Origin of the sequence: Pseudomonas sp. DVZ6, from assembly GCF_024259445.1 — a bacterium.
Lineage (GTDB): Bacteria > Pseudomonadota > Gammaproteobacteria > Pseudomonadales > Pseudomonadaceae > Aquipseudomonas > Aquipseudomonas peradeniyensis.
In genome coordinates this window covers 1-26,071 of the sequence record NZ_JANCLM010000052.1, presented here as the reverse complement: position 1 = coordinate 26,071, position 26,071 = coordinate 1, and the positions used below count along the sequence as shown (strand labels likewise).

At 65.5% G+C, this 26,071-nt stretch carries 28 protein-coding genes and 1 tRNA gene; 8 read left to right on the top strand and 21 right to left on the bottom strand.

The genetic code is table 11. From position 1 onward, the window contains the following. Positions 1-2 precede the first annotated feature (2 nt). Complete coding sequence (locus tag NMG10_RS23625; RefSeq protein WP_050703666.1) at positions 3-233, top strand: PP0621 family protein; 231 nt, start codon at positions 3-5, stop codon at positions 231-233. A gap of 150 nt (positions 234-383) precedes the next feature. On the opposite strand, the gene thiO is transcribed toward NMG10_RS23625, so the two are convergent. From thiO to NMG10_RS26035, 5 genes are read right to left on the bottom strand one after another with little or no spacing between them, the layout of a single operon-like run. Then, positions 384-1,481 (bottom strand): glycine oxidase ThiO, encoded by a 1,098-nt coding sequence (thiO, locus tag NMG10_RS23620; protein WP_254465230.1) that lies wholly within the window; start codon positions 1,479-1,481, stop codon positions 384-386. Between the two features lie 53 nt (positions 1,482-1,534). Continuing rightward, a complete protein-coding gene (locus NMG10_RS23615) occupies positions 1,535-1,927 on the bottom strand; it encodes a type IV pilin protein (RefSeq protein WP_232857364.1) in 393 nt (130 codons plus the stop codon). Position 1,928: 1 nt separating this feature from the next. Next, positions 1,929-2,399 carry a hypothetical protein gene (locus NMG10_RS23610; RefSeq protein WP_254465229.1) on the bottom strand — a complete coding sequence of 157 codons (471 nt, stop codon included), beginning with the start codon at positions 2,397-2,399 and terminating at the stop codon, positions 1,929-1,931. Beyond that, positions 2,396-3,043: a PilW family protein gene (locus tag NMG10_RS23605; RefSeq protein ID WP_254465228.1), complete on the bottom strand. Its 648-nt coding sequence runs from the start codon at positions 3,041-3,043 to the stop codon at positions 2,396-2,398. Before NMG10_RS23605 ends, NMG10_RS23610 begins: the two co-directional genes overlap by 4 nt. After that, positions 3,040-3,378 carry a hypothetical protein gene (locus NMG10_RS26035; protein ID WP_337994562.1) on the bottom strand — a complete coding sequence of 113 codons (339 nt, stop codon included), beginning with the start codon at positions 3,376-3,378 and terminating at the stop codon, positions 3,040-3,042. Before NMG10_RS26035 ends, NMG10_RS23605 begins: the two co-directional genes overlap by 4 nt. 158 nt (positions 3,379-3,536) lie before the next feature. Between NMG10_RS26035 and NMG10_RS23595 the strand changes: the two genes are divergently transcribed. Beyond that, positions 3,537-3,986 carry a GspH/FimT family protein gene (locus NMG10_RS23595; protein WP_254465227.1) on the top strand — a complete coding sequence of 150 codons (450 nt, stop codon included), beginning with the start codon at positions 3,537-3,539 and terminating at the stop codon, positions 3,984-3,986. A 1-nt stretch (position 3,987) separates the two neighbouring features. Here NMG10_RS23595 and ispH read toward each other — a convergent pair whose 3' ends face one another. The 6 genes from ispH to murJ all read right to left on the bottom strand — a co-directional run bounded on the left by ispH (position 3,988) and on the right by murJ (position 11,320). Next, complete coding sequence (ispH, locus tag NMG10_RS23590; protein ID WP_028689902.1) at positions 3,988-4,932, bottom strand: 4-hydroxy-3-methylbut-2-enyl diphosphate reductase; 945 nt, start codon at positions 4,930-4,932, stop codon at positions 3,988-3,990. 14 nt (positions 4,933-4,946) lie between these two features. Next, the gene (locus NMG10_RS23585; RefSeq protein WP_023629753.1) at positions 4,947-5,384 is read right to left on the bottom strand and encodes a peptidylprolyl isomerase; all 438 of its coding nucleotides are present in this window, start codon (positions 5,382-5,384) and stop codon (positions 4,947-4,949) included. Then, positions 5,377-5,892, bottom strand: a complete 516-nt coding sequence (gene lspA / locus NMG10_RS23580) for a signal peptidase II (RefSeq protein ID WP_203648045.1) — start codon at positions 5,890-5,892, stop codon at positions 5,377-5,379. The genes NMG10_RS23585 and lspA overlap by 8 nt, the downstream gene beginning before the upstream one ends. Continuing rightward, positions 5,885-8,716, bottom strand: coding sequence for an isoleucine--tRNA ligase (gene ileS / locus NMG10_RS23575; RefSeq protein ID WP_254465226.1), 2,832 nt, complete (start codon positions 8,714-8,716; stop codon positions 5,885-5,887). The genes lspA and ileS overlap by 8 nt, the downstream gene beginning before the upstream one ends. Then, on the bottom strand, positions 8,713-9,663 hold the full coding sequence (gene ribF, locus NMG10_RS23570; RefSeq protein WP_254465225.1) for a bifunctional riboflavin kinase/FAD synthetase: 951 nt from the start codon (positions 9,661-9,663) through the stop codon (positions 8,713-8,715). Before ribF ends, ileS begins: the two co-directional genes overlap by 4 nt. Positions 9,664-9,781: 118 nt before the next feature. Next, positions 9,782-11,320: a murein biosynthesis integral membrane protein MurJ gene (gene murJ, locus NMG10_RS23565; RefSeq protein ID WP_254465224.1), complete on the bottom strand. Its 1,539-nt coding sequence runs from the start codon at positions 11,318-11,320 to the stop codon at positions 9,782-9,784. A gap of 250 nt (positions 11,321-11,570) precedes the next feature. Between murJ and rpsT the strand changes: the two genes are divergently transcribed. Continuing rightward, the gene (gene rpsT / locus NMG10_RS23560; protein WP_023533220.1) at positions 11,571-11,849 is read left to right on the top strand and encodes a 30S ribosomal protein S20; all 279 of its coding nucleotides are present in this window, start codon (positions 11,571-11,573) and stop codon (positions 11,847-11,849) included. A 310-nt stretch (positions 11,850-12,159) separates the two neighbouring features. On the opposite strand, the gene NMG10_RS23555 is transcribed toward rpsT, so the two are convergent. The 3 genes from NMG10_RS23555 to NMG10_RS23545 all read right to left on the bottom strand — a co-directional run bounded on the left by NMG10_RS23555 (position 12,160) and on the right by NMG10_RS23545 (position 15,028). Further along, a complete protein-coding gene (locus NMG10_RS23555; RefSeq protein ID WP_254465223.1) occupies positions 12,160-13,320 on the bottom strand; it encodes an MFS transporter in 1,161 nt (386 codons plus the stop codon). 125 nt (positions 13,321-13,445) lie between these two features. Then, positions 13,446-13,589: a hypothetical protein gene (locus NMG10_RS23550; RefSeq protein ID WP_173862445.1), complete on the bottom strand. Its 144-nt coding sequence runs from the start codon at positions 13,587-13,589 to the stop codon at positions 13,446-13,448. A gap of 224 nt (positions 13,590-13,813) precedes the next feature. Further along, positions 13,814-15,028 (bottom strand): MFS transporter, encoded by a 1,215-nt coding sequence (locus NMG10_RS23545; RefSeq protein ID WP_186734724.1) that lies wholly within the window; start codon positions 15,026-15,028, stop codon positions 13,814-13,816. 191 nt (positions 15,029-15,219) lie between these two features. Between NMG10_RS23545 and NMG10_RS23540 the strand changes: the two genes are divergently transcribed. Together NMG10_RS23540 and NMG10_RS23535 are read left to right on the top strand one after the other, a co-directional pair. After that, positions 15,220-16,152, top strand: a complete 933-nt coding sequence (locus NMG10_RS23540) for a FecR domain-containing protein (RefSeq protein ID WP_254465222.1) — start codon at positions 15,220-15,222, stop codon at positions 16,150-16,152. 96 nt (positions 16,153-16,248) lie between these two features. Further along, positions 16,249-16,325: transfer RNA gene (locus NMG10_RS23535), tRNA-Met, on the top strand. Between the two features lie 54 nt (positions 16,326-16,379). Here NMG10_RS23535 and NMG10_RS23530 read toward each other — a convergent pair. After that, positions 16,380-16,994: a LysE family translocator gene (locus NMG10_RS23530; protein WP_203648050.1), complete on the bottom strand. Its 615-nt coding sequence runs from the start codon at positions 16,992-16,994 to the stop codon at positions 16,380-16,382. A gap of 243 nt (positions 16,995-17,237) precedes the next feature. On the opposite strand from NMG10_RS23530, the gene NMG10_RS23525 reads away from it, so the two are divergent. Further along, positions 17,238-18,143, top strand: coding sequence for a LysR substrate-binding domain-containing protein (locus NMG10_RS23525; RefSeq protein WP_254465221.1), 906 nt, complete (start codon positions 17,238-17,240; stop codon positions 18,141-18,143). Here the strand turns inward: NMG10_RS23525 and NMG10_RS23520 are convergent. Beyond that, positions 18,083-18,667, bottom strand: a complete 585-nt coding sequence (locus NMG10_RS23520; protein ID WP_234561287.1) for a D-Ala-D-Ala carboxypeptidase family metallohydrolase — start codon at positions 18,665-18,667, stop codon at positions 18,083-18,085. The two genes, NMG10_RS23525 and NMG10_RS23520, sit on opposite strands and share 61 nt — an antisense overlap. A gap of 66 nt (positions 18,668-18,733) precedes the next feature. On the opposite strand from NMG10_RS23520, the gene NMG10_RS23515 reads away from it, so the two are divergent. Next, entirely contained in the window at positions 18,734-19,903 is a 1,170-nt protein-coding gene (locus tag NMG10_RS23515; protein WP_232857379.1) for a hypothetical protein, read from the top strand. A 70-nt stretch (positions 19,904-19,973) separates the two neighbouring features. Here NMG10_RS23515 and NMG10_RS23510 read toward each other — a convergent pair whose 3' ends face one another. Further along, positions 19,974-20,681, bottom strand: a complete 708-nt coding sequence (locus NMG10_RS23510) for an SDR family oxidoreductase (RefSeq protein ID WP_254465220.1) — start codon at positions 20,679-20,681, stop codon at positions 19,974-19,976. Between the two features lie 75 nt (positions 20,682-20,756). Between NMG10_RS23510 and NMG10_RS23505 the strand changes: the two genes are divergently transcribed. After that, the gene (locus NMG10_RS23505) at positions 20,757-21,713 is read left to right on the top strand and encodes an arsenic resistance protein (protein WP_203648053.1); all 957 of its coding nucleotides are present in this window, start codon (positions 20,757-20,759) and stop codon (positions 21,711-21,713) included. On the opposite strand, the gene NMG10_RS23500 is transcribed toward NMG10_RS23505, so the two are convergent. Genes NMG10_RS23500 through NMG10_RS23485 form a run of 4 tightly spaced genes read right to left on the bottom strand, consistent with a single transcriptional unit; the run spans position 21,710 to position 25,845 of the window. Beyond that, positions 21,710-22,225, bottom strand: coding sequence for a histidine phosphatase family protein (locus tag NMG10_RS23500; protein ID WP_232857382.1), 516 nt, complete (start codon positions 22,223-22,225; stop codon positions 21,710-21,712). The two genes, NMG10_RS23505 and NMG10_RS23500, sit on opposite strands and share 4 nt — an antisense overlap. 57 nt (positions 22,226-22,282) lie before the next feature. After that, complete coding sequence (locus NMG10_RS23495; protein ID WP_254465219.1) at positions 22,283-24,583, bottom strand: PqiB family protein; 2,301 nt, start codon at positions 24,581-24,583, stop codon at positions 22,283-22,285. Next, complete coding sequence (locus NMG10_RS23490) at positions 24,576-25,199, bottom strand: paraquat-inducible protein A (RefSeq protein ID WP_186714227.1); 624 nt, start codon at positions 25,197-25,199, stop codon at positions 24,576-24,578. Before NMG10_RS23490 ends, NMG10_RS23495 begins: the two co-directional genes overlap by 8 nt. Beyond that, positions 25,186-25,845 carry a paraquat-inducible protein A gene (locus tag NMG10_RS23485; RefSeq protein WP_203648056.1) on the bottom strand — a complete coding sequence of 220 codons (660 nt, stop codon included), beginning with the start codon at positions 25,843-25,845 and terminating at the stop codon, positions 25,186-25,188. Before NMG10_RS23485 ends, NMG10_RS23490 begins: the two co-directional genes overlap by 14 nt. Between the last annotated feature and the right edge of the window lie 226 nt (positions 25,846-26,071).

Here is a 26,071-nt window from a genome sequence, read left to right as displayed (position 1 = left end):
CCATGGTTCGCCTACTCTTCTGGATCGCCCTGATCGCCGCCGCGTTCTGGCTGTGGCGCAAGTTCAAGACCAGTCAGCAATCACCTGCCGAGCCGCGCCTGCAGGACCCGCTGAAGATGGTGCGCTGCGCCCATTGCGGCGTGCACCTGCCCAATGACCGGGCGTTGCAGCGTGGCCAGGAGTGGTACTGCAGCCAGCAGCATCTGGAGCAGGGGCCAGGCCAGCAGCGCTGACAGCCTACGCGCCCTCTCTCTGTAGGAGCGGCCTTGTGCCGCGAAAGGGCTGCGTAGCGGCCCCAGGATTTCAGCGTTGACGCAAAGATCGCCGGGGCCGCTTTGCGACCCTTTCGCGGCACAAGGCCGCTCCTACAGTGGGTTATGCGCTCAGCCCAGACGCCCCTCAGGCGCATACGGCGCCGGATCGATGATCGGCTCGCGCCCCAGCAGCAAATCACCGAACAGCTGGCACGACGCCGGCGCCAGCACCAGCCCGTTGCGGTAATGCCCGCAGTTCAGCCATAGCCCCTCATGCCCCGGCACCGCGCCGATATATGGGATGCCTTCCGGCGAGCCAGGGCGCAGGCCAGCCCAATGCCCTACCACCTCAGCATCCGCCAGCGCCGGCAGCAACTCCACCGCCGAGGCCTTCAGGCTCTCCAACGCATCCCCGGTCGGAGTCTTGTCGTAGCCGGCATGCTCCAGCGTACTGCCCACCAGGATATGCCCGTCGCGGCGCGGGATCGCATAGCGCCCCTTGGCCAGGACCATGCTCGGCAAGAAGTCCTCGGCGCACTTGAACAGGATCATCTGCCCCTTCACCGGCTCCACCGGCAGCGTCAGCCCGAGGGTCTGCAGCAGGTCACCGCTCCAGGCTCCGGCGCTGAGCACCACATCATCGGCGGCGATCACACCACCCTTGGTCTGCACACCGGTAACGCGGCCACCTTCATGGACGAAGCCGGTGATCTGGCAATGCTCGCGCAGGGTCACGTTCGGCAACGCCTGCAACGCGGCCTTCAGCGACTTCACCAGGCGCGGGTTGCGCACGTTGGCCACGCCCGCCATGTAGATGGCATGGCGGTAACCCGGGCCAAGCACCGGCACGGCGTCGTAGGCCGCCGAGATATCCACTGCGCTGAGCGGGCGATGCTCACGCGCGGCCCAGGCCAGGGCCTCGGCTTCGTCATCCAGGTCCAGCCAGTAGAGCCCGGTGGTGTGCACCTCGGGGTCGACCCCGGTGCTGGCGAACAGGCGCTCGCCCAGCTGTGGATAAAAATCCTGCGACCAGTGCGCCAGGGCGGTCACCGCCGGGCTGTAGCGCCACGGGTACAGCGGCGAGACGATCCCGCCACCGGCCCAGGACGACTCCCGCCCCACCTCGCCCTGGTCGCACACCACCACCCGATCGACATCCGCCGCCAGGTTGAACGCGGTCAGCAGGCCGATGACACCGCCGCCAACAATCACTACTTGCTTGCTCATGGTTCGATCCAACACCTGAAGTAATTCCACGGTGCCTGGGCACCTCATGATCTTCAGCTTCCCCAGCACGCCTGGTCGCCCGCGCCCGTGTTATCGCGCACGCCCGCCTGGTCGAGCAGGAAGTCGCCGCAACGGTCATCCGCCATGAAGGCCTCGGGCACACGGCTGGCGCGCAGGCTGAACCGGTCAGTGTCGCGCCAGGCCTGCAGGCGGTAGTAGCGTGTGCCCGCGGGCAACACGGTGGTCAGCTGCTCGTTGTCGGCATAACCGCCCACGCGTGCGCGGTGCTGCTCCAGGCGCAATGCCGCGTCCTGCAGCAGGCCGACCGCTTCGCTTCGCGCGGCGCGCCGCAACTGGTCGCTGTAGCTGGGGTAGGCAATGGCTGCCAGCATGCCGATCAGCGCCACGACAATCAATAATTCGATCAGACCAAGGCCGCGCTGCATCTCAGCCCTCCCCCAGGCGCTGGCGCCAGCTGATCCGCTTCACCGCGCCGTCATCGTCGATGGCATAGACCGCCTCCAGCAGTTGCCGCGCGCGGGTTTGAAGGCCCACCGCCGTCACCCGGACCAGCGTCAGCCTGTCCCCGACGGGCTGGCCCGCGACACGCAGGCTGTCTCCCAGGGTTTGCAGGTAAACAAAGCCACTTTGGGTCGCCAGCCAGGGTGGGGAAGGCTGCGTATCAGGTGGACTTGGCGGCGGACAGGCCTGACATGGGACCGGGATGCCGCCTGCCAGCAGTTCCACACCTTCGAGCAAGGCTGCCTCCGCCTGCTCGAAGGCCCGCGCGCCGGCCAGCTGATCGCCTGCTTGGCGTTGCTGCAAAAGCGCCTCGCGCAGGGCCAGGGTTGCCAGCAGGCCGAACAGCAGGCTCAGGACCAGCGCCAGCAACAGCACAATGCCACGCTGCCCCGTCACGACCCGGCTCCCGGGTTGCGCAAGGCCACGCTCAGCGAATGCTGCTGCTCGAGCCCATGCTGCCGGTCATGCAGGGTCAGGCGGATATCCAGGCGCTCGCCCGCGCCCGCCTCGACACGGCTGACCTCCAGTGCCCGCACCTGGTCGATGAGACTGGCATGCTGCGCATTGCTGGTGAGCATCAGGCTGCCGTTGCGCACCCGATAGGTCACCCGGCGCACCGGCAGCGCCAGCAACTCGCCGTCCCCGACGTGCTGCCCGGGCTGCACCCGCGCCCAACTGCGGCAGTCGCTGAGCACGGTCCAGTCCGGGCTGCCGAGCAACCCGGGCAACTCAGCGCCGACCAGGGTCAGGCTGTCGCCCATGATCTCAATGGGCGAGGCGAAAGCCTGGGCCGCGCCAGGATCGGCAAAGTCCTCGGCTTCAAGACGCAAGCAACCGAACATCCCCGCCTGGCGAATATCCTCGGCCATTCGCTGCAAGGCCAGGCGAGCGTCATCCTGCAGGCGCGCCGCCGCACCTTGCAGTTGCAAGGCCTGATACGCCGAGACGAATACCTGGCCGGCGGCCACCAGCAGCATCAGGCCCAGCACCAGGGCCAGCAGTGCCTCGACCAGGCCCAAACCCGCCTGCCGGCGCCTCATGGCAGCACCCTGCCCTGCACGCTCAGCGACTGCCGGCCCCCTCCCAGGCCCGGCCAATCGACGTCCAGCACCAGCACGCCCCCGGCCAGGTTCATGCGCCCTTGCGCCGCACTACCGAGCACCTGGGTCAGGCGCGACTGCCAGGCTGCTTCCTCGCCCGCCTCGAGCGCCCCGGCAGCCCTGACCCGCTCCAACATGCCCTGGGCCAATTGCAACACCTGCGCTTCCCGCCGCACCCCTTCGACGGCCTGCAGCCCACGCAGCTGCAAGGCCGCCGATGCGAACAGCCCCAGCGTCAGCAGCGTGCCAGCCAGCAGCACCTCCAGCAGCGTCATGCCCCCTTCCCTCGCCCCCATAACCCCCTCCTGGGATCTTTCCTAGGCCGCAACCCGAACCGGCCGACTGGCGCCTTTGTTGGGCGTCCTGGAAGCTACAGAGAAGCACTTCCAGGGAGGAATGCAGCGTGGGGCAACAAGGCGTAACACTGATACAAATGATGTTCGCACTGGGCGTGCTGAGCCTTCTGACACACCAGGGCATATCGGCCTACAGCAAGTTCAGCGATGAGCTTTACCTCGGTGCCGTGGCCAGGGAGCTGGCACAGGCCCTGCGCGGCGCCCGTAATCAGGCGGCGCTAAGGCACCAGGCCGTGCTGGTCAGGCCGCTGGAGGAGAATTGGGGCAAGGGCTGGCGGGTGGTGCTGGAGCAGGATGGCGAGCTGTTGCAGGCGCATCGCCTGCACAGGCCGCTGAGGATTGCCACGACCTCGGACCGGGTCGTGAGGTTCAGCGCCCGGGGGGCGCCGCTGGGGATGGGCTTCGTCGGCACCACGCTGGACATCTGCCCGCGCACCACCCTCGACAGCCGTCATCAGGTGGTGCTCAGCCCCAGTGGCCGGGTCAGTCTGCGCAACGACGAGGGCCGCCGCTGTGCACCGGACTGACTCAGATCGAGCGGACCCGCAGCTCCTTGGGCATGGAGAAGGTGATGTTCTCCTCGCGCCCGTCGAGCTCTTCGGCGCCGGTCGCGCCCCAGGCCTTAAGCTGGTCGATCACGCCACGCACCAGCACCTCGGGCGCCGAAGCCCCGGCGGTGATGCCGATGCGCTCGGCCCCGTCGAACCAGCTGCGTTGCAGGTCCTCGGCGCCGTCGATCAGGTAGGCCGGGGTGCTCATGCGCTCGGCCAGCTCGCGCAGGCGGTTGGAGTTGGAGCTGTTGGGGCTGCCGACCACCAGTACCACGTCGCACTCGTCGGCCAGTTGCTTGACGGCATCCTGGCGGTTCTGGGTGGCGTAGCAGATGTCGTCCTTGCGCGGGCCGCCGATGTTCGGGAAGCGTTCGCGCAGGGCGTCGATCACCCGGCTGGTGTCGTCCATCGACAGGGTGGTCTGGGTGACGAAGGCCAGGTGGTCGGGGTTGCGCACCTGCAGCCTGGCGACATCGTCCTCGTCCTCGACGAGGTAGATGGCACCGCCGTTGCTGGCGTCGTACTGACCCATGGTGCCTTCGACTTCCGGGTGCCCCTCGTGACCGATGAGGATGGTCTCACGGCCGTCGCGGCTGTACTTGGCAACCTCGATATGCACCTTGGTCACCAGCGGGCAGGTGGCGTCGAACACCTTCAGGCCACGGCCGGCGGCTTCCTGGCGCACGGCCTGGGAAACGCCATGGGCGCTGAAGATGACGATGACGTCGTCCGGCACCTGGTCCAGCTCTTCGACGAAGATCGCGCCACGGTTGCGAAGGTCCTCGACCACGAACTTGTTGTGCACCACTTCGTGGCGCACATAGATCGGCGGGCCGAAGACTTCCAGGGCGCGGTTGACGATCTCGATCGCCCGGTCGACCCCCGCGCAGAAGCCGCGCGGGTTGGCGAGTTTGATTTGCATGCTCGGCTCCAGGCTCACACGGCCTTCACGTCGAGGATCTGCACCTCGAAGTTCAGGGTCTTGCCAGCCAGTGGATGGTTGAAATCGATGGTCACCTGGTTGTCGTCGAACGCCTTGACCACGCCCGGAAGCTCGGTGTTGGCGGCGTCGTTGAAGATCACCAGCAGCCCTTCGGACAGCTCCATGCCTTCGAACTGCGAGCGCGGCATCACCTGCACGTTCTGCGGGTTGTGCTGGCCGAAGGCGTTCTCCGGGGCGATGCTCAGCTTGCGCTGGTCACCGGCCTTGAAGCCGAACAGGGCGTTCTCGAAGCCCGGCAGCAGGTTGCCGTCGCCGACCTTGAACGTGGCCGGGGCCTTGTCGAAGGTGCTGTCGACGGTGTCGCCGTTTTCCAGGTGCAGCGCGAAGTGCAGGGTGACTTCGGTGTTCTGGCCAATGCGGGTCTCAGTCATGGACGGCTTCCTCGGACTTCTTGCTCTTGAACATGTCCAGCGCCAGCATCACCGCGCCCACGGTAATCGCGCTGTCGGCCAGGTTGAAGGCCGGGAAGTAGTAGCGGTTCTGCCAGTGCACCAGGATGAAGTCGACCACATGGCCCAGCACGACGCGGTCGTACAGGTTGCCCAGCGCGCCGCCCAGCACCAGGGCCAGGGCCACGGCCAGCCAGGTCTCGTTGCGCCCCAGGCGCTTGAGCCAGACCACCAGCACGGCGCTGACCACCACGGCGATCAGCGCGAACAGCCAGCGCTGCCAGCCGGAGCTGTCGGCCAGGAAGCTGAACGCCGCGCCGGTGTTGTAGGCCAGGGTCCAGCTGAAGTAGTCGGGAATGACCACGATCTGCTGGTACATGGTCAGCGCGCTGTCGAAGTACAGCTTGGTGGCCTGGTCGAGGACCAGGACCACCAGGCTCAGCCAGAGCCAGGCAAGGCGCCCGAAGCGCCCCGCGGAAGCGTTAGGCATAGTGGCGCACCTCACCGGAGCCGCTCAGGTTGTCGACGCAACGGGCGCAGATTTCCGGATGCTCCGGGTGGCTGCCGACGTCGGCGCGGAAGTGCCAGCAGCGACCGCACTTGGCGTGCCCGGACTTGACGACTTTCAGCTTGAGGCCTTCAACTTCGGTTGTCACGGCGTCGGCGGGTGCCTGGACGAACGGCACGACACTGGCGGCCGAAGTGATCAGCACGAAGCGCAACTCGTCGCCCAGCTTGTTCAAGTCGGCGCTCAGGGCGTCGTCAGCGAACAGGGTGACTTCGGCCTGCAGGTTGCCACCGATGGCCTTGGCCGCGCGCTGGTTCTCCAGTTCCTTGTTGACCGCGGTCTTGGCGGCCATGATGCGTTCCCAGTACTCGCGACCCAGCTCGAAACCTTCCGGCAGTTCGCTCAGGCCTTCGTACCAGGTGTTGAGCATCACCGACTCGTTACGCTCGCCCGGCAGGTATTGCCACAGCTCGTCGGCGGTGAACGCCAGGATCGGCGCGATCCAGCGCACCAGTGCCTCGGAGATGTGGAACAGCGCGGTCTGGCAGGAGCGGCGGGCGACACTGTTGGCGCCAGTGGTGTACTGGCGGTCCTTGATGATGTCGAGGTAGAAGCCGCCCAGCTCCTGCACGCAGAAGTTGTGGATCTTCGAGTAGACGTTCCAGAAACGGTACTCGCCATAGTGCTCTTCCAGCTCGCGCTGCAGCAGCAGGGTGCGGTCGACCGCCCAGCGGTCCAGGGCCAGCATGTCTTCGGCCGGCAGCAGGTCGCGGGCCGGGTCGAAGCCGGACAGGTTGGAGAGCAGGAAGCGCGCGGTGTTGCGGATGCGGCGGTAGGCGTCGGCGCTACGCTGCAGGATCTGATCGGAAACCGCCATCTCGCCGGAGTAGTCGGTGGCCGAGACCCACAGGCGCATGATGTCGGCACCCAGGGTGTCGTTGACCTTCTGCGGCTCGATGGTGTTGCCCAGCGACTTGGACATCTTGCGGCCGTTCTCGTCGACGGTGAAGCCGTGGGTCAGCAGCTCGCGGTACGGCGCGTGGCCGTCGATGGCGCAACCGGTCAGCAAGGATGAGTGGAACCAGCCGCGGTGCTGGTCGGAGCCTTCCAGGTACAGGTCGGCGCGCGGGCCGGTGGCGTGGCCGATGTCGTGGGAGCCGCGCAGCACGTGCCAGTGGGTGGTGCCGGAGTCGAACCACACGTCGAGGGTGTCGGTGATCTTGTCGTATTGGCCGGCTTCGTCACCGAGCAGCTCGGCGGCGTCCAGCTTGAACCAGGCCTCGATGCCTTCTTTCTCGACGCGCTGGGCCACGGCCTCCATCAGTTCGACGGTGCGCGGGTGCAGCTCGCCGGTCTGCTTGTCGAGGAAGAACGGGATCGGCACGCCCCAGTTGCGCTGACGCGAGATGCACCAGTCCGGACGGTTGGCGATCATCGAATGCAGGCGCGCCTGGCCCCAGGCCGGAACGAACTTGGTCTCTTCGATGGCCTTGAGCGCACGCTCGCGCAGCGGCTCGCCGGTGGTCGGCTGCTTGTCCATGCCGACGAACCACTGCGCGGTGGCGCGGTAGATCAGCGGGGTCTTGTGGCGCCAGCAGTGCATGTAGCTGTGGCTGATGGTCTCGGTGTGCATCAGCGCGCCGACTTCGCTGAGCTTGTCGACGATGGCCGGGTTGGCCTTCCAGATGAACTGGCCGCCGAAGAACGGCAGCGACTCGACGTACACGCCGTTGCTCTGCACCGGAGTGAGGATGTCGTCGTTGACCATGCCGTAGCGCTTGCAGGTGACGAAGTCGTCTTCACCATAGGCTGGCGAGGAGTGCACCACGCCGGTACCGGCGCCCAGTTCGACGTAGTCAGCCAGGTAGATCGGCGACAGACGGTCGTAGAACGGGTGGCGGAAGTTGATCAGTTCCAGGGCCGAGCCCGGGGCGGTGGCGATGATCGAGCCTTCCAGCGCATAACGCTTCAGGCACGATTCGACCAGCTCTTCGGCCAGCACCAGCAGGCGCTCGCCGGTATCGACCAGGGCGTACTTGAAGTCCGGGTGGATGTTCAGCGCCTGGTTGGCCGGGATGGTCCACGGGGTGGTGGTCCAGATCACGATGGCGGCGGGCTTGGCCAGCGCGCCCAGGCCGAAGGCGGCGGCCAGCTTGTCGGCATCGGCCACCGGGAAGGCGACGTCAATGGTCTGGGATTTCTTGTCGGCGTACTCGACCTCGGCTTCAGCCAGGGCCGAGCCGCAATCGAAGCACCAGTTCACGGGCTTGAGGCCCTTGAACACGAAGCCTTGCTTGACCATCTCGGCCAGGGCGCGGATTTCACCGGCCTCGTTGGCGAAGTTCATGGTCTTGTAGGGGTTGTCCCAGTCGCCCAGCACGCCCAGGCGGATGAACTCGGTCTTCTGCCCTTCGATCTGCTCGGCGGCGTACTCGCGGCACAGCTCGCGGGTGCGGTCGGCGGTCAGGTGCTTGCCGTGGGTGACCTCGACCTTGTGCTCGATCGGCAGGCCGTGGCAGTCCCAGCCCGGCACGTACGGCGCGTCGAAGCCGGACAGGGTCTTGGAGCGGACAATCATGTCCTTGAGAATCTTGTTCAGCGCATGACCGATGTGGATCTTGCCGTTGGCATAGGGCGGGCCGTCGTGCAGGACGAACTTCGGACGATCCTTGCCAATCTCGCGCAACTTACCGTACAGGCCAATACTGTCCCAGCGCTGCAGGATCTGCGGTTCGCGCTGAGGCAGGCCGGCCTTCATGGGGAAGGCGGTGTCCGGAAGGTTAAGCGTGGCTTTGTAGTCGGTCATTTCAGGCTCTTCGTTAGCGGTTGAGCGTGCCAGTGGGCACGTGCGGCGGCGATGTCCGCGTCGATCGCCGACTTCAGCGCCTCCAGGGAGGCGAAACGCTGCTCTTCACGCAGCTTGTGGTGGAATTCCACCGTCAGGCGCCGGCCATACAGGTCGCCGGCGTAATCCAGGAGATGAATCTCCAGGTGAGGACGCCCGTCACCGACGACGGTGGGGCGCACTCCGATATTGCCGACACCCGGCCAGGCCTTGCCGTCGATCTCGATGCTGGCCAGGTAGACCCCGGACAGCGGCACGCGACGGCGCTTGAGCTGGATGTTGGCGGTGGGGGTGCCGAGCTGGCGGGCCAGCTTCTGGCCATGCAGCACGCGCCCGGTGATACGGTACGGACGCCCCAGCAGGTGCTCGGCCAGCTCGAAGTCGCCTTCGGCCAGGGCCTTGCGCACTTCGGTGCTGCTGACCCGCAGGCCGTCCTGAACCACGGTGTTGGCCGCCTCGACGCTGAAGCCGTGGCGCTTGCCGGCTTCGGAGAGGAAGACGAAGTCGCCGGCGCGGTCGCAGCCGAAACGGAAGTCGTCGCCCACTTCGAGGTGGCGCACGCCCAGGCCATCGACCAGCACCGCCTTGACGAACTGCTCGGCGCTGAGCTGGCTCAGGCGCTGGTTGAACGACAGGCACAGCACCCGATCGATGCCCTCGCCGGCCAGCAGCTCGACCTTGTCACGCAGGCGGGCCAGGCGCGCCGGGGCGCTCTGTGGGGCGAAGTACTCGCGCGGCTGCGGCTCGAAGATCACCACGCAGGTGGGCAGGCCCAGTTCCTGACCGCGTTCGCGCAGGCGCGCGAGGATCGCCTGGTGGCCCCGGTGGACCCCGTCGAAGTTGCCAATGGTGGCGACACAGCCCCGGTGCTCGGGGCGCAGGTTGTGAAGACCTCGAACCAGCTGCATAACGCGCTTCTTGCTCATAAAGTGGCCGATTATAACCACACCCGGGCGCTGGTGACAGGCAGCAGCGGCCCCATGGGGCGTGGAATGCGAAAAACCGACGCCTGACCCCTCTCGCGCCTCAATGCAACGCCTTGCGGGCGAAATGCCGAGGGCGGAAACCACACAGGAACAGACAGCCGAAGTAAGTCACCACGCCCGCCGCGATCAGCGCCCCGAGGCGCAGGAAGCGCGCGAGCATGTTGCCCTGCTCCCAGGCCGGCAGGTAGTGCATGCCCAGCAGCAGCACGCCCGACATCAAGGTCACCGCCAGCACCAGCTTGAGCAGGAACGGCGTCCAGCCCGGCTGCGGCTGGAACAGCTGCTGGCTGCGCAGCTTCCAGTACAGCAGGCCGGCGTTCAGGCACGCGCCCAGGCTGATGGCCAGGGCCAGCCCGGCATGGGCCAGCGGGCCGACCAGGGCCAGGTTGAACAGTTGGGTGCAGACCAGGGTGAAGACCGCGATCTTCACCGGCGTGCGGATATTCTGCTGCGCATAGAAGCCAGGTGCCAGTACCTTGACCAGGATGATCGCCAGCAGGCCCACCGAATAGGCGATCAGGGCGCGCTGGGTCATCGCGGCGTCGAAGGCGGTGAACTTGCCGTACTGGAACAGCGCCACGGTCAGCGGTTCGGCGAGAATGGCCAGGGCCAGGGTGCAGGGCAGCACCAGCAGGAAGCACAGGCGCAGGCCCCAGTCGAGGATCCGCGAATACTCCTCGCGGTCCTTGTTGGCGTAGGTCTTGGCCAGGGTCGGCAGCAGGATGGTGCCCAGGGCAACGCCCAGCACGCCGGATGGCAGCTCCATCAGGCGATCGGCGTAGTACATCCACGACACCGAACCTGCCACCAGGAACGAGGCGAAGATGGTGTTGATGATCAGCGAGATCTGGCTTACCGACACCCCGAGGATGGCCGGCAGCATCTGCTTGAGCACGCGCCACACCCCGGTGTCGCGCAGGTTCAGGCGCGGCAGCACGAGCATGCCGATCTTCTTCAGCGCCGGCAGCTGGTACAACAGTTGCGCCAGGCCACCGGCCAGCACGCCCCAGCCCAGGGCCATGATCGGCGGGTCGAAGTACGGCGTCAGCAGCACGGCGAAGGCGATCATCGCCACGTTGAGCAGCGTGGGGGTGAACGCCGGCACGCTGAAGCGGTTCCAGGTATTGAGGATCGCGCCGACCAGCGACGACAGCGAGATCAGCAATATATAAGGAAAGGTCACCCGCAGCAGCGAGGTGGTCAGCTCGTATTTTTCCGCGTTGTCGACGAAGCCCGGCGCGGTGGCCCAGACCACCCAAGGCGCGGCGAGGATGCCGATGACCGTGACCAGGGCCAGGACCAGGGTCAGCAGGCCGCTGACATAGGCGATGAAGGTCCGGGTGGCCTCCTCGCCCTGCTGGGTCTTGTACTCGGCCAGGATCGGCACGAAGGCCTGGGAGAACGCCCCCTCGGCGAAGATCCGCCGCAGCAGGTTGGGCAGCTTGAAGGCGATGAAGAAGGCGTCGGTGGCGATGCCGGCGCCGAACACCCGCGCCAGGATGGTATCGCGCACGAAGCCGAGCACCCGGGAAATCATGGTGATTGAACTGACGGCGGCCAGGGATTTGAGCAGGTTCATCGAAAAGTTTCACGCCAGGGGCAGAGGACGCTGCCAGACAGCGTCCGAATGTGCGATACTCCCGCGCCTTCGCAGGGGAGCCAAAAATTCCCGAGTTTACAGGTCGTGCGACAGAAAGGAATATTTCCCTCCTGTTGGCTCACCACTCGGCGGAACCCTGCAAGTGGCCTTGACATCCGATCGACTCATCGGCATGATTCGCGGCCTATTTTGTTTGCTATTTACCTAAAGTCTTTCGAGGAGCTCGACGGTGGCCAACTCACCTTCCGCCAAGAAACGTGCAAAACAGGCTGAGAAGCGTCGCAGCCACAACGCCAGCCTGCGTTCCATGGTCCGCACCTACATCAAGAATGTAGTCAAAGCCATCGACGCAAAAGACGCCGAAAAAGCGCAAGCCGCTTACGTTCTGGCTGTACCTGTAATCGACCGTATGGCCGACAAGGGTATCATCCACAAGAACAAAGCTGCTCGCCACAAAGGCCGTCTGAATGGCCACATCAAGGCGCTGAAAGAAGCTGCAGCTGCCTAAGCGACGTTCTTGTCGAAAAAACCGACCCTAGGGTCGGTTTTTTTATGCCTGCAATAAAGTGTGGGTTGCCTATATAAAGAAGGCCCATGGCGTAATGCCTGTCAGTTAGCGCTTCATCGCTCTTGGTTGGGGCTGCTTTGCAGCCCTTCGCGGGTAAACCCGCTCCCACAGGATCGCGCAAACGCTGAATCGAGCGCTGTACTTGTGGGAGCAACTGTCTTGCTCAATTTCTAGAATCTGGCGCGATCCGTGTGGGAGCGGGCAAAGCCCACCAGCACCACGCCTGCCAACCAGCGAACTACCCTGCCGCTCAGTCCACCGCAGCCTGCAGCCTGCCCACCCGACGGTACGCCTGCCGTGCGAAACACACGAACAACCCCGCCATCAGCGCCAGCGCCATGGGCAAGCCATGGGGCGCCACGTCCATCGCCGCGCCGCTGACCAGCGGCCCGACCAGGCTGCCGACACCCCACAGCAGGCCGACACTGGCGTTGGCGGTCACCAGGTCCTGCCCCCTGAAACGCTGTCCGATCAACACCAGCGCCAGGGTGTAGATGCCCCCGGCCACCGCCCCGAGCACCACCAGCAGCGGCCACAACAGCCAGTTCATCTGCAGCAGCCAGGGCAAGGCAATACCGATGCTCATCGCCACCAGCCCGCACACCAGGTGCAGCCCGGTGCGCTCGACCCGATCGGCGAGCCAGCCCAGCGGCAACTGGAAGATCATGTCGCCGGCAAATACCACCGTGACCATCAGCGCCGCCACGCCCACGGCAAAACCGTGACTGCTGGCGTACACCGGCAGCAATGACAGCACCACCGCATCGAAGAACGAGAAGAACAGCACCGCCACGCACAGCGCCGGGGCAACGCGGAAGAAGCCGGCCAGGCCGAAACTCTTCTCGCCTTCATCACCATGCTCGACATGGTCGTTGGGCACGGTGAACAGGATGCACAGCAGCGCCAGGCCGTAGCAGACGGTGACCACACCGGTCAGCCACGGGCTGTCGGCGCCAAGCAGCGCCAGCAGTGCCGGGCCGAGCACCTGGAAGCCGGTGAAGCTGGTGGCGTACAGGGCCATGATCTTGCCGCGGTTGTGCTCAGGGCACAGCTCGTTGACCCACGACTCGCCGAGGATGATCGCGATGCCCATGCCGATGCCGAGCCCCAGGCGCAACAGCGCCAGCCACAGCATCGAGTCGAAGGCCCATTCCAGCAGGGCGATGCTCAGGGTGCACAGGCTGAAGCTGAGCAGGTAGATGACGCGCCGGGTCAGGTGTCGGCAGCAGGCGTCGACCATGAAGGCCGAAAGTATCATGCCCGCCGCCGGGATCGCCGAGATGATGCCGATCTCCAGCGTCCCCGCCCCCGCCTCGTGCAAACGCAACGACACCAGTGGCAGGCTCGCCCCGAGGCTGAAACCGACCACCGACACGGCGAACAACAGGCCCACCAGCAAACGCATGTTCATGTACCACTCCTTGCAAGCCGGCGCGCAGGGGCTCTGGCCCTGGCCGACTGGAAAATCCGCTGAAAGATGTTCGAACGCAGGCGCCCGCAGTCACGCCGCAATGGCGCTGGATGCAGGGGCGCGGATCAGTTCAGGGCAAGGTGTGGCGAGAAGGTGAAGGCGAACAGCACGCTGCGTCGACGCTTGAGCACCGTGTCGCTCGGCCACGCGCGGCGCGCTGTCGGGGCGACAGGCTGGCGGTGCGGGCGGAAACTACGGGTACGGCGCATTGCATCAACTACGCAGGGATTGAGGAGGCGGCACTCTAGGCCATGCGGATCCGGGCCGTCAATCGCCAGGGTCTACACACGCCCCCTGTAGGAGCGGCCTTGTGTCGCGAAAGGGCTGCGCAGCGGCCCCAGGATTGTCGCGTTTAGGCACAGATTGCCGGGGCTGCTTCGCAGCCCTTTCGCGACACAAGGCCGCTCCTACAAAGAATGCGTCTGGCCGACTTTCAGCGCTTGCCAGTGGACGGCAGGAACACCGCCAGCAACCCAAACAACGGCAGGAACGAGCAAACCCCATACACATACTCGATCCCACGCAGATCAGCCACATACCCCAGCAGCGCCGCGCCGATGCCACCGAAGCCGAACATCAGCCCGAAGAAGATCCCGGCGATCATCCCGACATTGCCCGGCACCAGTTCCTGGGCATACACCACGATGGCCGAGAACGCCGACGCCAGGACAAAACCGATCACCACGCTGAGCACGGTGGTCCAGAACAGGTCGGCATACGGCAGCGCCAGGGTGAACGGCGCCACCCCGAGGATCGAGAACCAGATCACCGCCTTGCGCCCGATGCGGTCACCGATCGGCCCGCCGAAGAAGGTGCCCGCCGCCACGGCGCCGAGGAACAGGAACAGGTGCAATTGGGAGCTGGCCACCGACAGCTGGAACTTCTCGATCAGGTAGAAGGTGAAGTAGCTGGTGAAGCTGGACATATAGAAGTACTTGGAGAACACCAACAGGCCCAGCACCACCAGCGCCAGGATCACCCGCTGGCGCGAGATGCCGTGGGTGGCCTGCACTGCCTTGCGCGCCTTGGCCTGGTTGAGGTGCTCCTTGTACCAGCGGCGCAGCATCAGGGTCACGGCGAAGAAGAACAGCCCGGCCACGCCGAACCAGGCGACATGGGTCTGGCCGAAAGGAATGACGATCGCCGCCGCCAGCAGCGGGCCGAGGGCGGAGCCGGCGTTGCCGCCAACCTGGAAGCTCGACTGCGCCAGGCCGAAGCGCCCACCGGAAGCCAGCCGGGCGATGCGCGAGGTCTCGGGGTGGAAGGTCGACGAGCCGATGCCCACCAGCGCCGAGGCCAGCAGGATCATCGGGAAGCTGCCGACGAAAGCCAGCATCACGATGCCCACCAGGGTGCACACCGTGCCCAGCGGCAGCAGGTTCGGCGTGGGCCGCTTGTCGGTGAAAAAGCCCACCCACGGCTGCAGCAGCGAGGCGGTGATCTGGAAGGTCAGGGTGATCAGGCCGATCTGGGCGAAGCTCAGGTTGTAGTTGGCCTTGAGCATCGGGTAGATCGCCGGCAGCACCGACTGGATCAGGTCGTTGATCAGGTGCGCCAGGGCGCAGAAACCGATGATGCGCATCACCAGTGGCGAGGCCTGGTTTGCCGGGCTGCTGGCACTGGAAGTGGTGGTACTGCTGATGGCCATGGGCTGGATGTCCGTCCGCGGATTGGGATCCGATTATCGTGAAACAAATAGATACGAAGCTACCTTTTTATTTTGCCGGGCCTTCCATGCGACACGTACTTGTAAATAATTCTCAATATAATTAGCATCCTTCTCCTCTTCCCTGTAAACGCTGGGCAAAACCGCCCTCCTCCTGCGAGCAGACCGATCCCATGAGCCCGATGCCCGCCTTGCAGCCCACGCCCGACCCCGAGCAGGAAGCCCTGGAGTGGTTCTCGCGCCTGCGCCAACCCGGCTGCGACGAGGCCCTGCGCCAGGCATTCGCCAGCTGGTGCCAGGACCCGCTCAATGCAAGGGCCTATGCCCAGCTCGAAGCCTACTGGCAGCAATTGCAGGTGCCGGCGGCACGCCCGCGACCACGCATCGCCAAGGTTCGTCGCAGCCGGGCCGGGCTGTGCCTGGGGCTGCTGTTCCTGCTGCTGGTGGGCGCCCTGGCCTGGCTCTACTGGCCCGTGATGCAGCGCCTGGGCAGCGAACTGCATACCAACAGCGGCGAGCGCCGCAGCGTGCGCCTGGCCGATGGCTCGACCCTGCACCTGGACAGCGCCAGCGCGATGAATGTCGACCTGCGTGGGCGCACCCGCCAGCTGCAGCTGGTGCAGGGCCAGGTCTACCTGGAGGTGATGCTCGATGGCCGGGCCATGGAGGTGCAGGTCGATGACACCCGGATCCAGGTGTTCGGCACCCGCCTGCAGATCGCCCGCCATGCTGACCACGACGAACTGGTGGTGTTCGGCGGCAAGGCTGCGGTGTTGCAGGGTGGCGACCAACGCCTGGTCAATGCCGGCGAACGGGTGACGTTCAGCGAAAGCCGCATCAACCCGGTCGAGAAGATCGATGCCAAATTGGCCGATGCCTGGCGCAACGGCCAATTGATGGCCAGGAACCTGCCGTTGAGCGAGGTGCTGGAGCGCCTGGCCGATTACCGTGGCCAGCGCGTCTGGCTGCTGAACGAGCAGGCCGCCTACCAGCGGGTCAGCGGTGATTTCGACCTCGACCACCCGGCGCAGAGCCTCGAGCGCCTGGCCGCCGACCAGCAACTGCGCCTGCACAACCTGCTCGGCCACTGGTTGATCGTGCGCTGATGCGCCCTTCCCGGCTAAGTTTTTGAAAGGTTGGCAATTTTTTTTAAAAACGTTGTTGACAGGATCGCGATTCGAGCTAATAATGCGCGCCAAGTTGGCTACATAGCTCAGTTGGTTAGAGCATAGCATTCATAATGCTGGGGTCCGGGGTTCAAGTCCCTGTGTAGCCACCACCTTTTAAAAGGGCTTATCGAAAGATAAGCCCTTTTTCTTTGCCTGCGAAAAAGCTACTTCACGCCTGCCACCACCACGGCCAGCCCCAGGCTGATCAACGCCACGCCGATGACCCGGTCGACCACCACCTGCCGCTCGATCATCGCCCGACGCAGCAAGTGGTTGGAAAAGAACACCGCCACCAGGCTGAACCACACCCAATGGGCGAACGACATGAACGCGCCATAGGCGAAGTCCAGCGCCAGCGGGCTGCCGGGCTGCACCACCTGGGTGTAGGCACTGACCACGAAGAGCATGGTCTTGGGGTTGAGCGCGTTGGTCAGAAAGCCCGTACGCAAGGCGCTCGCCACATTTGTCTCGCTGTGCGCCAGGCCGTCGAGGCTTATACGCGTGGTATTGGTCAGCGACTTGTAGCCCAGGTACACCAGGTAGCCCGCCCCCACCACCTTCATGGCCAGGAACAGGGTCGGGCTCTGGCTGATGATCACGGCGATGCCGAGCACGGTGTACAGCACATGCACCTGCACGCCCAGCGCGATGCCCACCGCTGCCGCGAGACCGGCCTTGCGGCCCTGTGCATAACTGCTGCGGGTGACCATGGCGAAGTCGGCGCCGGGGCTGATGACGGCAAGGAGGGTGAAGAGGGCGACGGCGATGAGTTCGTTCACGAACAGGTATCCTCGATAGGCGATGAAAATTCACTTGTGCCGTGATTATCGAGGCAGCATCAATTGCTAAAAATCGATTTATAGTGAGGCAAATACGCTAGTTAATTTCACAGATATTCTGAGGCTGTACTGGCCTCTTCGCGGGTAAACCCGCTCCCACAGGCTCGGCATGAAGGTCAAGATCGGTGATAAACCTGTGGGAGCGGGTTTACCCGCGAAATGGCCGGCAAGGACAACAACGTCATGAAACTGCCCCCCCTCACCGCCTTTCGCTACTTCGACATCGCCGCCCGCACCGAAAGCTTCGTGCGCGCTGCCGAGCACCTGCACGTCACCCACGGCGCCGTCAGCCGCCAGGTGCGCCTGCTCGAGGAAAGCCTCGGCGTGGAACTGTTCGAACGGCGCAACCGGGCGATCTTCCTCACCCGCGCCGGACGCGACCTGCAGGCCACCACCCAGGCGATCTTCGAGCAACTGGAGGGCGCCGTGCAGCGCCTGCACCAGCAAGCCCACGACAACGTGCTGGTGGTGTCCTGCGAGCCAACCATCGCCATGCGCTGGCTGATTCCGCGCCTGCCGCGCTTCCATGCCCGGCACCCCGACCTGCAACTGCACCTGGTGGCGGCCGGCGGGCCGGTGGATTTCGCCCGCGGCGGCATCGACCTGGCCCTGCGCCGCGATGACTTCCACTGGGACCGCCAGCTGCACAGCCTGAGGATCTGCGATGAATGGATCGGCCCGGTCGCCACGCCGGGCTTCAAGGGCCAGCGCCTGCTGCACAGCGCCACCCGCCCCGACGCCTGGGCCACCTGGCTGCGCCTGAGCGGCCAGGACTTCCGGCAAACGGCGCGCAGCGACTTCGAGCACTTCTACCTGTCGATCCAGGCCGCCAGCGCGGGCATGGGAATGGCCATCGCCTCGGCGCTGATGGTGCGTGACGAACTGGACAACGGTCAGCTACAGGCGCCGTACGGCTTCCTGCGCGATGGCTCCGGCTACCACCTGCTCAGCCCGCAGCCACTGGATGACGGCAGCAAGCGCCAGTGTTTCGCGCAGTGGGTCGGTGACGAGTGCCGGGCCTGCCTGGCTCATCTGGGCTTGCTGCAGAACGACGAACCGGCCCTGCCGTCACCGCCCCAGGTGCGATAGCCGGCCGTGTCGATATGGATGCGCCCCGAAGGGTAACGGCCCAGCCCCATGTTCCAGGCCTGGCCGTGCTGCTGCCAGAAGCGGCACAGCGGGCTCGGGTCGACCCCGCGTGGCAGCAGCAGGTCGACGGCGAAGGCGCGCATGTGCGCACTGCTCGGTGCGCCGCCGGCACAGGCATTGAGCCGGGGATCGCGGTAGGCCGACACCACTTCGAACTGACGCAGGATGCCCTGCCGGTCGAGGGTCTGGATCAAGGCCAGCGTCGAGCGCACCGCCGGCCAATGGCTCGCTGGCGCCACCGCGAAGGGCGAGGCCTTGCACTGGCGCCAGTCCGAGGCCGAGCGCAGCAACTGATGGATCGGCACCACGCCATACAGCCGGGCGTCCACCAGCATTTCACGAAACCTGCGGTTCTCGTGATCCCCGGCCCATTGGGCGAACATCCACACATCACGCTCATCGGCCTGGACTGCACCGAGCCCGATCAACGCGCTAGCCAATAGCCATGTCCTGGCGCTTTTCATTCCCCCACCTCTTCGTCCACCATGGGCGCGCCCGCCGTCCTGGCGGCCACTGACAAGGAGTTAAGCATGCACAAGATTGCTGTATCGGGCCTGGCCGCCCTCGCCTTCAGCGGCCTGGCCATGGCCGACGCGCAGATCGACCTGGGCGACGCCCAACGGGTCACCCGGTTGTTCGCCTACCCCAACAACTGCAACGTGATCTGCTACCGCGACTGGACACTCGAGAAGACTGTCGAGCACTACCTCACCCAGAGCGTGCAGCGCGATGGCTACGCCAACGCCAAGGTCACGGTGAACCGCGACAACGACAAGTTGCACGCCAGCATCACCGGCGTGCCGGCCAGCTATACCGAACCCTTGCGCAAGCTGCTCGACAGCGGCGAACTGGCCTACCAGGGCGCCACCCGCCTCAACCAGAAAGGCGGCTGGGACTACAGCTGGTACCTGTTCCTGCCCCTGGGAATGGCCCTGGAGAACCGCCGCAGCGTCGAGCTGCTGCACTTCCCGCCGGACTACTCGCTGACCCGCTATCAAGACTACCTGAAGTCCAACACCACCGACCGCTGGGCAGAGCTTCTGACCTTCAACGGCGTCGAGGCCACCCAGACCCCGGCCTACCAGACCATCGTCGATATCGCCCCGATCGCCGCGCCGGCCAGCGCGGGCAAGGACCTGGAAGGGGTGTACAGCTACTTCAACGATTACCAGGTGCGGATGGTCAAGGAAGTGGCCCTCACCCACGACGGCAAGACCGCCTTGCCGATGGTCGCCTTCGGCGCGCCGGTGCGGGCGTGGATCCAGCAGCAGTACGGGCCGAAGGTCAACGTGCTGGGGCTGGTCAGCATCGCGCCGGAGCCGGACAGCGCCAAGGTGCCCGTGCTCGGCGCCAACCATCCGAGCGCGATCTGGTACGCCGCCGACCCGAAAAGCTACGACGGCGACCAGGACAAGGCCGACGCCGCGGGCCTGAAGATGATGGGCCAGGACCTCTCCGCCGCCTGCTGGCAGGCCGGCATGGGCCGCAACCCGCAGGCCGACGCCAAGCTCACCCTGCAGGCCTGCACCAGCAAGTGGCAGGTGACCCAGAAGAAGCAGACCTGCGAGCTGTTCTACCGCACCATCCGCGACATGACGCCGGAACAGGCGGCGGCCAAGTGCAATACCGGGGCGGTGACGCGGAGCCTGCGCGATCTGCGCAAGCCCTTGGAGACCAACGAGACCGACCGGGCGCTTTGAGCCGCCCAGTCGATCGCTCCAGGTAGCCTGGGCCAAAGGGGCGACTGCGCCCCTTTGGCGTCAAACGCGGTTAGAAGCGTTCGTCGCGCAACGCCGGCAGGGTGATGTCACGCACGTAGCTGGAAGATGACAGGCTCAGCATCATCCGGCACACCTGCACCACATCGTGCACAGGGATCAGCGCGCCCTCCCCGCGTCGCTCGGCCTGGGCCAGCGGCACATCCAGGCCGTCCTCGGTGTTCAGGTAGCCGAGGTTCAGGCAACTCACGCCCAGGCCCTGGTCGCGGAAGCCTTCGCGCAGCGCCTCGGCAATGCCGCGCAGGCCGAACTTGCTGGCGCCAAAAGTCACCTCTGGCCGCCCGCTACCAGGCAGGCCCGAGGTCGAACCGGTAAGAATGATCCGTGGCCGGGGGCTCTGCAGCAGTACCGGCAGCAGGCGCTTGATCAACAGCAGCGGCGCGGTGATGTTGGTGTCGACCATGCGCTCGATCTGCGCCTCGTCGTCGTCGAGGAAGCTGTAGCCCTCGTCAAAGGCCCGCGCCTCCCAGATCCCGACGTTGTAGACCAGCACATCCAGCCCGTCCCCGGCCACCGCCTCGTGGATGATCGCGGCGGCCTGGCGCGGCTGGCCGAGGTCGGCCTCGATCCAGCGTACCGCGCCCGGCAACGCCGCCGGCCGGGTGCGCGATACACCGACCAGCGTATCGCCTACGCCACCCAGGCCCTGTACCAGCGCCCGTCCCAATCCCTTGCTCGCACCGACCACTAGAATTCGCATCGAATCACTCCCTATGGACTGCGCCAGATAGTACCCTGCCCAACCCAGCAAATCAGTCGGAAATGCCAGGACACCGTGGACAGAGATCAACTCGAACGCAACCAGATCCCCTTCTATTTTGTCGCCGTGGCGCTGGCCGCCGCCCTCGGCCTGCTGGCACCGGGCGCCGCCGCCCCACTGGCGGCGCTGGTGACCCCGGCCATCGCCGTGCTGATGTACGCGATGTTCCTGCAGATCCCTTTCCTCGACCTGCGCGCGGGCCTGGGCAAGCGGCGTTTCATGGGCGCGCTGCTGCTGGCCAACTTCGTGCTGGTGCCGTTGTTGGTGTGGGCCGGCACTCGTGGCCTGGTCGAACACCCCGCCGTGCTGGTCGGCGCCTTGCTGGTGCTGCTGACGCCCTGCATCGACTACGTGGTGGTGTTCACCCATATCGGTAAAGGTGACTCGCGCCTGACCCTTGCCGCCACGCCGGTGCTGCTGCTGGTGCAACTGGCGCTGCTGCCCTTGTACCTGGCGCTGATGCTCGAAGGCGCCGGTAGCGTGGAAATCTCGCTGGTGCCCTTTATCGAGGCGTTCGTGCTGTTGATCGTTCTGCCGCTGTTGCTGGCTGTCGCCAGCAGCGCCGGGGCGCGGCGCTCGACCCTGGTCGCGAAGTGGAACGATGCCTGGGCCTGGCTGCCGGTGCCGGCCATGGCATTGGTACTGGTGGTGGTGATCGCTTCGCAGATCGGCGTGGTGGCCACCCGTCTCGACGACCTGCTGCCGGTGCTGCCGGTGTATGCCGGCTTCGCCCTGCTGGCACCGCTGCTCGGATTGCTCGCGGCGCGGCTGTTGCGGTTATCCACAGGCGAGGCCCGGGCGGTGACTTTCAGTGCCGCCACGCGCAATTCGCTGGTGGTGCTGCCGTTGGCGCTGGCATTGCCGGAGCCGATCCGGGCGCTGGCGGCGGCGGCGGTGATTACCCAGACCTTGGTGGAGCTGGTCAGCGAGTTGATCTACATCCGCGCCGTACCGGCGTTGATTCGCCGTTAAGCCAGTTGCAAGCGCCACTGGCCGCAATGGCTGAAGCGCACCTCGGCCAGGGGCGGCACATCGATCCGCTGGAAGGACGCCAGGGGCGCAGCCAACGCATGCAGCATCGCCGCGCGGATGACAAAGGGATGGGTGATGGCGAGCCACTGGCCAGGCAACAGGGCGCTGTCCATCCAGATGGCGACGCGCTCGCACAAGGCGGCGATCGACTCACCGCCATGCGGCGTGGCATGCGGGTCGGACAGCCAGGCCTGGAGGGCGTCTTCGTCCAGCTGCTTGAGAGGCAGGCCCTTCCACTTGCCCAGGTCGCAGTCGCGCAGCCCCTCATCGACAGTCGCGTTCAGGCCCTCGGCCGTCTGCCGGGCACGCAGCTCCGGCGCGGTGAGGCAACGGGCAGTTGTCGATAGCGGTGCCGGAGGATCACGCAGCGGCTCGTCATCGAACGCGAAGCGGCCAACCCGCTGCGCCTCGGTGCGGGCGTGGCAGACCAGGGTGAGGTGAATGGGTTTCATGGCTGGCGCGCGCCCTCCCGCACAGCCGGGCCACCCAGACGGGCGGCCCGGCATGCATCACTTGCCGATCTGGATCTTCGGTGCCCACTCCAGCCAGGCATCCTCGGCCTTGTCGAACAAGGCGAAGGTCTGCTGCGGTCGCGCCGGGTTGCCCATCTGCTCGCCATCCGGCGTGGCGAAGGCAATCCCACCCTCGATCAGGGTCTCCACCGACTCGGTGCGCACCGTGGCGCCCTTGAACAGGCCCCAGTCGAAGCCGAAGCCGCTGCTGTTCCAGAAGCGGCTGCCGCCGCGCACCAACCCGGCGTAACGCGGCTCGATCAGGATGTGGATAAGTACCCGGTCGGCGGTCTGGCCCAGCTCGAAGCCGGTGACCCTGCCGACCGTGACCTCGCGGTAGGTCACCGGCACGCCCGGCTTGATCGAGCCACGGCGTGCCGCGCTCAGGGTCAGTGGCAGGCCGACCTCCTCGCCTTTCACTTCCGGCGCATCGCTCAAGGCGATGAAGTCACGCTGCGGCCCCTTGTCCTTGAGCGCCGGCAGCACCTCCAGGTACTGGCCGCCGATCAGCGTGTCGAGGTTCTGGGTACGCACCAGGCCCAAGGCCGGCTTGACCACCCAGAACTGGGTACCGGCGCGGGCGATGCGCTCGGCCGCCTGGGTGATTCGTGCACGGAGCAGCACGGCCTGCAGGTCGGCGGTCAGGTCGACACTCTCGACACTGCCCACATCCAGCCCACGGAAGCGGATCGGCGTGCCCGGCTTCAGGCCCTCGGCGCGCTCCACGCGGATGGTGACCAGGGTACCGGCACGGTTGGCCGCATCCTGGCTTTCATGCAGGCGGAAACGCGGAATGCGGCGCTTGAGCGGCACATCCGGTTTCGGCGTATCGAAGGCGATGCCACCGGCCATCAGCGTCTGCAACGACTCGCTCTTGACCTGGATCCCCGAGAGACCGCCGGTCAGGGTGATGCCACTGGCATTCCAGAAGCGCGAGGAGCCGTTGACCAGGTTCTCGTATTCCTTCTCGATGTGCACCCCGATCAGGATGCGCTTGCTGTTGCGGGCGAACTGGTAGCTCTGCACGCTACCCACGCGCACCTGGCGATACATCACCGGGCTGCCCACTTCCAGCGAGCCCAGGGTATCGGCGAACAGCACCATGTGCCGGCCTGGCGCCTTGAGGTCCAGCGGCGGCGCCTTAGGGCGCGCCTCGAACTCGCGCAGCGGCTTGGCACCTGGCTCACCCGGGCGCACGGCAATGTAGTTGCCCTTCACCAACGCCTCGAGGCCGGTGATGCCGGCAAGCGAAATGGACGGCTTGACCACCCAGAACTGGGTGCCTTCGACCAGGTAGTCTTCGGCCAGCGGATCGAGGGTCAGCTCGGCCATGGCAGTGGAGAGGTCGCCTTCGACTTTCAGTTCCTTCAGCGTTCCCACCTGGATACCTTTGTACAGCACCGGCGTGCGGCCCTTCTGCAGCCCCTCGAAGTCACTGAGCTTGACCTTGACCCGGATGCCGGCCTGGGCGGCGTCGAAGTCTTCGTACAGGCGGAACGGCAGGCTCGGATCGGTGGGCGGGCTGTCCTTGCGGTTTTCCGGCGTGGCAAAGGCGATACCGCCGGCGACGATGCTCGACAGCGACTCGGTACGCACCTTGACCCCGGACAGGTCGGCGTCGATGCTGACCCCGCTGGCGTTCCAGAACCGCGTGTGCTTGCGCACCAGGCTGGCGTAGGCCGGGGCGATGAACACCTTGATCTCCACCGTGCCCTGGTCCTCGGAAAGGCGATAGCTCTTCACCCGGCCCACCTGGATCTGCTTGTAGAACACCGGGCTGTCACGATTGAGCGAGCCCAGGCGCTCGGCCTTGAGGACAAGATGCAAACCCGGCTCGCTATCGGACAGCGGCGGGGCCTCCTTGAGCGCGGTGAAACGCTTGGTCTGCTCGCCCTCCCCCGGATCGACGGCGATGTAGTTACCCGACACCAGCGTCTCCAGTCCCGTAATGCCCGCCAGGCTGACGCTTGGCTTCACCAGCCAGAATCGCGTGCCCTTGGTCAGGTGCGGCCCTGCCTCCTTGCGCATCTCGATGGTGGCGACCACCCCGCGGTTTTCCCCCTTGTCATCCAGCACCAGGGCGACGACCTTGCCCACCGACATGCCCTTGTAGATGACCTCGGTCTTGTTGGCGACGATGCCCTCGCCACTCTCGAAGCGCACCTGGATCTCGATACCGGCATCGCTGTAGGCCTTCCAGGCCAGCCAGCCGCCAATCGCCAAGGCAATCAACGGCAGGATCCAGATAGCCGACCAGTTCGAAGCGGGGCGGGTTTTAGCCGTAGGCAAATCACTCATGGTCGTCATCCGACTCCGTGTTGTCCCAGATCAGTCGGGGATCGAAAGTTAAAGCGGCGAGCATTGTCAGGATCACCACGGTGGCGAAGGCGACGGCGCCCAGATTGGCTTCGACACTGGCGATGCGGCCGAAATTCACCACCGCCACCAGGATGGCGATGACGAAGATGTCCAGCATCGACCAGCGGCCGATGAATTCGATGAAGCGGTACATCAGGATGCGCTGGCGCGCCGAGAGCGGCTGGTGGCGCTGCACCGAGTACAGCAGCAGGGCGATGCCGACCAGCTTGAAGGTCGGCACCAGGATGCTGGCGATGAACACCACCGCGGCGATCGGCAGCATGCCATGCTTCATCAAGGTGATGACGCCGGACATGATGGTGTCCGGACTGCCCTGGCCGAGCGCGCTGACAGTCATGATCGGCAGCACGTTGGCCGGGATGTAGAGCACCATCGCCGTGATCAGCAGCGCCCAGGTGCGCACGATGCTGTTCGGGCGCCGGGCATGCACCACCGCGCCGCAGCGGGTGCAGGTCTGCGAGGTGCTGTCCGGCTCCTGGCGATTGAGCTCGTGACATTCGTTGCAGACCAGGATGCCTGCATCAATCGCCCGCATGGACATCCTCCCCCGACAAGGCCACCCAGATCTGGTGCGGCGACATGACCACCTCGAGCCATACCTGCACCAGCAACAGGCTGATGAAGCAGAACAGGCCCAGGCCGATACTCAGTTCGGCCAGGTCGACCAGCTTGACGATGGCCACCAGCACGCCCATGAAGTAGACCTCGAGCATGCCCCACTCACGCAGGTGGTGATAGATACGATAGATCAGCAGGCCGTAGCTGCGGCCGATATCCAGGCGGATGCTCAGCAGCACCATCAGCTGGCAAAGCAGCTTGAGCAAGGGGATGGCCATGCTGCACAGGAACACCACCACGGCGATGCCGCGCATCTCTGAGTTGTACAGACCAAGCACACCGCTCCAGACGGTGTCGTCGGAGGTCTGGCCGAGCAGGTGCAACTGCATGATCGGCAGGAAGTTGGCCGGCACGTACAGCAGCAACGCGGTCAGGACCAGGGCCAGGCTGCGGTTGATCAGGTTGTGGCGATGGGCATACAGCTCGTAGCCGCAGCGCGGGCACTGGGCCTTCTCGTCATTTTGCAGCGTGGTCTTGCGCATCAGCAGGTCGCACTCGTGGCAGGCCACGAGTTCGTCCAGCGGCATCTGCGCGAGCGCTTCGGGATCGACAGGGTTGGGCATAAAGGCATTCTGAATGGATGCGTCGGCTCTATTCTAGTGTTCCGACTCGAATTGTGGGAGATGGCCATTATGAGGAACTGTATCGGTAGCCGGGTCACATTTTCCGCAAGCGAATCGCCCTCCCTGTAGGAGCGGCCTTGTGCCGCGAAAGGGCTGCGTAGCAGACCCGGCGATATCAGCTTGATGCACAAATCCTGGGGCCGCGTTGCGGCCCTTTCGCGGCGCG

Excerpts from the sequence above, each read along its gene's own strand:
- NMG10_RS23490 (WP_186714227.1), bottom strand. The coding sequence starts at position 25,199 with ATGCGGGCGATTGATGCAGGCATCCTGGTCTGCAACGAATGTCACGAG.
- NMG10_RS23595 (WP_254465227.1), top strand. The coding sequence starts at position 3,537 with ATGATGTTCGCACTGGGCGTGCTGAGCCTTCTGACACACCAGGGCATA.
- NMG10_RS23555 (WP_254465223.1), bottom strand. The coding sequence starts at position 13,320 with ATGAACATGCGTTTGCTGGTGGGCCTGTTGTTCGCCGTGTCGGTGGTC.
- NMG10_RS23615 (WP_232857364.1), bottom strand. The coding sequence starts at position 1,927 with ATGCAGCGCGGCCTTGGTCTGATCGAATTATTGATTGTCGTGGCGCTG.
- ileS (WP_254465226.1), bottom strand. The coding sequence starts at position 8,716 with ATGACCGACTACAAAGCCACGCTTAACCTTCCGGACACCGCCTTCCCC.
- NMG10_RS23495 (WP_254465219.1), bottom strand. The coding sequence starts at position 24,583 with ATGAGTGATTTGCCTACGGCTAAAACCCGCCCCGCTTCGAACTGGTCG.
- NMG10_RS23485 (WP_203648056.1), bottom strand. The coding sequence starts at position 25,845 with ATGCCCAACCCTGTCGATCCCGAAGCGCTCGCGCAGATGCCGCTGGAC.
- ispH (WP_028689902.1), bottom strand. The coding sequence starts at position 4,932 with ATGCAAATCAAACTCGCCAACCCGCGCGGCTTCTGCGCGGGGGTCGAC.
- NMG10_RS23525 (WP_254465221.1), top strand. The coding sequence starts at position 17,238 with ATGAAACTGCCCCCCCTCACCGCCTTTCGCTACTTCGACATCGCCGCC.
- murJ (WP_254465224.1), bottom strand. The coding sequence starts at position 11,320 with ATGAACCTGCTCAAATCCCTGGCCGCCGTCAGTTCAATCACCATGATT.
- NMG10_RS23500 (WP_232857382.1), bottom strand. The coding sequence starts at position 22,225 with ATGAAACCCATTCACCTCACCCTGGTCTGCCACGCCCGCACCGAGGCG.
- NMG10_RS23515 (WP_232857379.1), top strand. The coding sequence starts at position 18,734 with ATGCACAAGATTGCTGTATCGGGCCTGGCCGCCCTCGCCTTCAGCGGC.
- NMG10_RS23520 (WP_234561287.1), bottom strand. The coding sequence starts at position 18,667 with ATGAAAAGCGCCAGGACATGGCTATTGGCTAGCGCGTTGATCGGGCTC.
- thiO (WP_254465230.1), bottom strand. The coding sequence starts at position 1,481 with ATGAGCAAGCAAGTAGTGATTGTTGGCGGCGGTGTCATCGGCCTGCTG.
- NMG10_RS23625 (WP_050703666.1), top strand. The coding sequence starts at position 3 with ATGGTTCGCCTACTCTTCTGGATCGCCCTGATCGCCGCCGCGTTCTGG.
- ribF (WP_254465225.1), bottom strand. The coding sequence starts at position 9,663 with ATGCAGCTGGTTCGAGGTCTTCACAACCTGCGCCCCGAGCACCGGGGC.
- NMG10_RS23545 (WP_186734724.1), bottom strand. The coding sequence starts at position 15,028 with ATGGCCATCAGCAGTACCACCACTTCCAGTGCCAGCAGCCCGGCAAAC.
- NMG10_RS23510 (WP_254465220.1), bottom strand. The coding sequence starts at position 20,681 with ATGCGAATTCTAGTGGTCGGTGCGAGCAAGGGATTGGGACGGGCGCTG.
- lspA (WP_203648045.1), bottom strand. The coding sequence starts at position 5,892 with ATGCCTAACGCTTCCGCGGGGCGCTTCGGGCGCCTTGCCTGGCTCTGG.
- NMG10_RS23585 (WP_023629753.1), bottom strand. The coding sequence starts at position 5,384 with ATGACTGAGACCCGCATTGGCCAGAACACCGAAGTCACCCTGCACTTC.
- NMG10_RS23605 (WP_254465228.1), bottom strand. The coding sequence starts at position 3,043 with ATGAGGCGCCGGCAGGCGGGTTTGGGCCTGGTCGAGGCACTGCTGGCC.
- NMG10_RS23550 (WP_173862445.1), bottom strand. The coding sequence starts at position 13,589 with ATGCGCCGTACCCGTAGTTTCCGCCCGCACCGCCAGCCTGTCGCCCCG.
- NMG10_RS26035 (WP_337994562.1), bottom strand. The coding sequence starts at position 3,378 with ATGACGCTGCTGGAGGTGCTGCTGGCTGGCACGCTGCTGACGCTGGGG.
- NMG10_RS23540 (WP_254465222.1), top strand. The coding sequence starts at position 15,220 with ATGAGCCCGATGCCCGCCTTGCAGCCCACGCCCGACCCCGAGCAGGAA.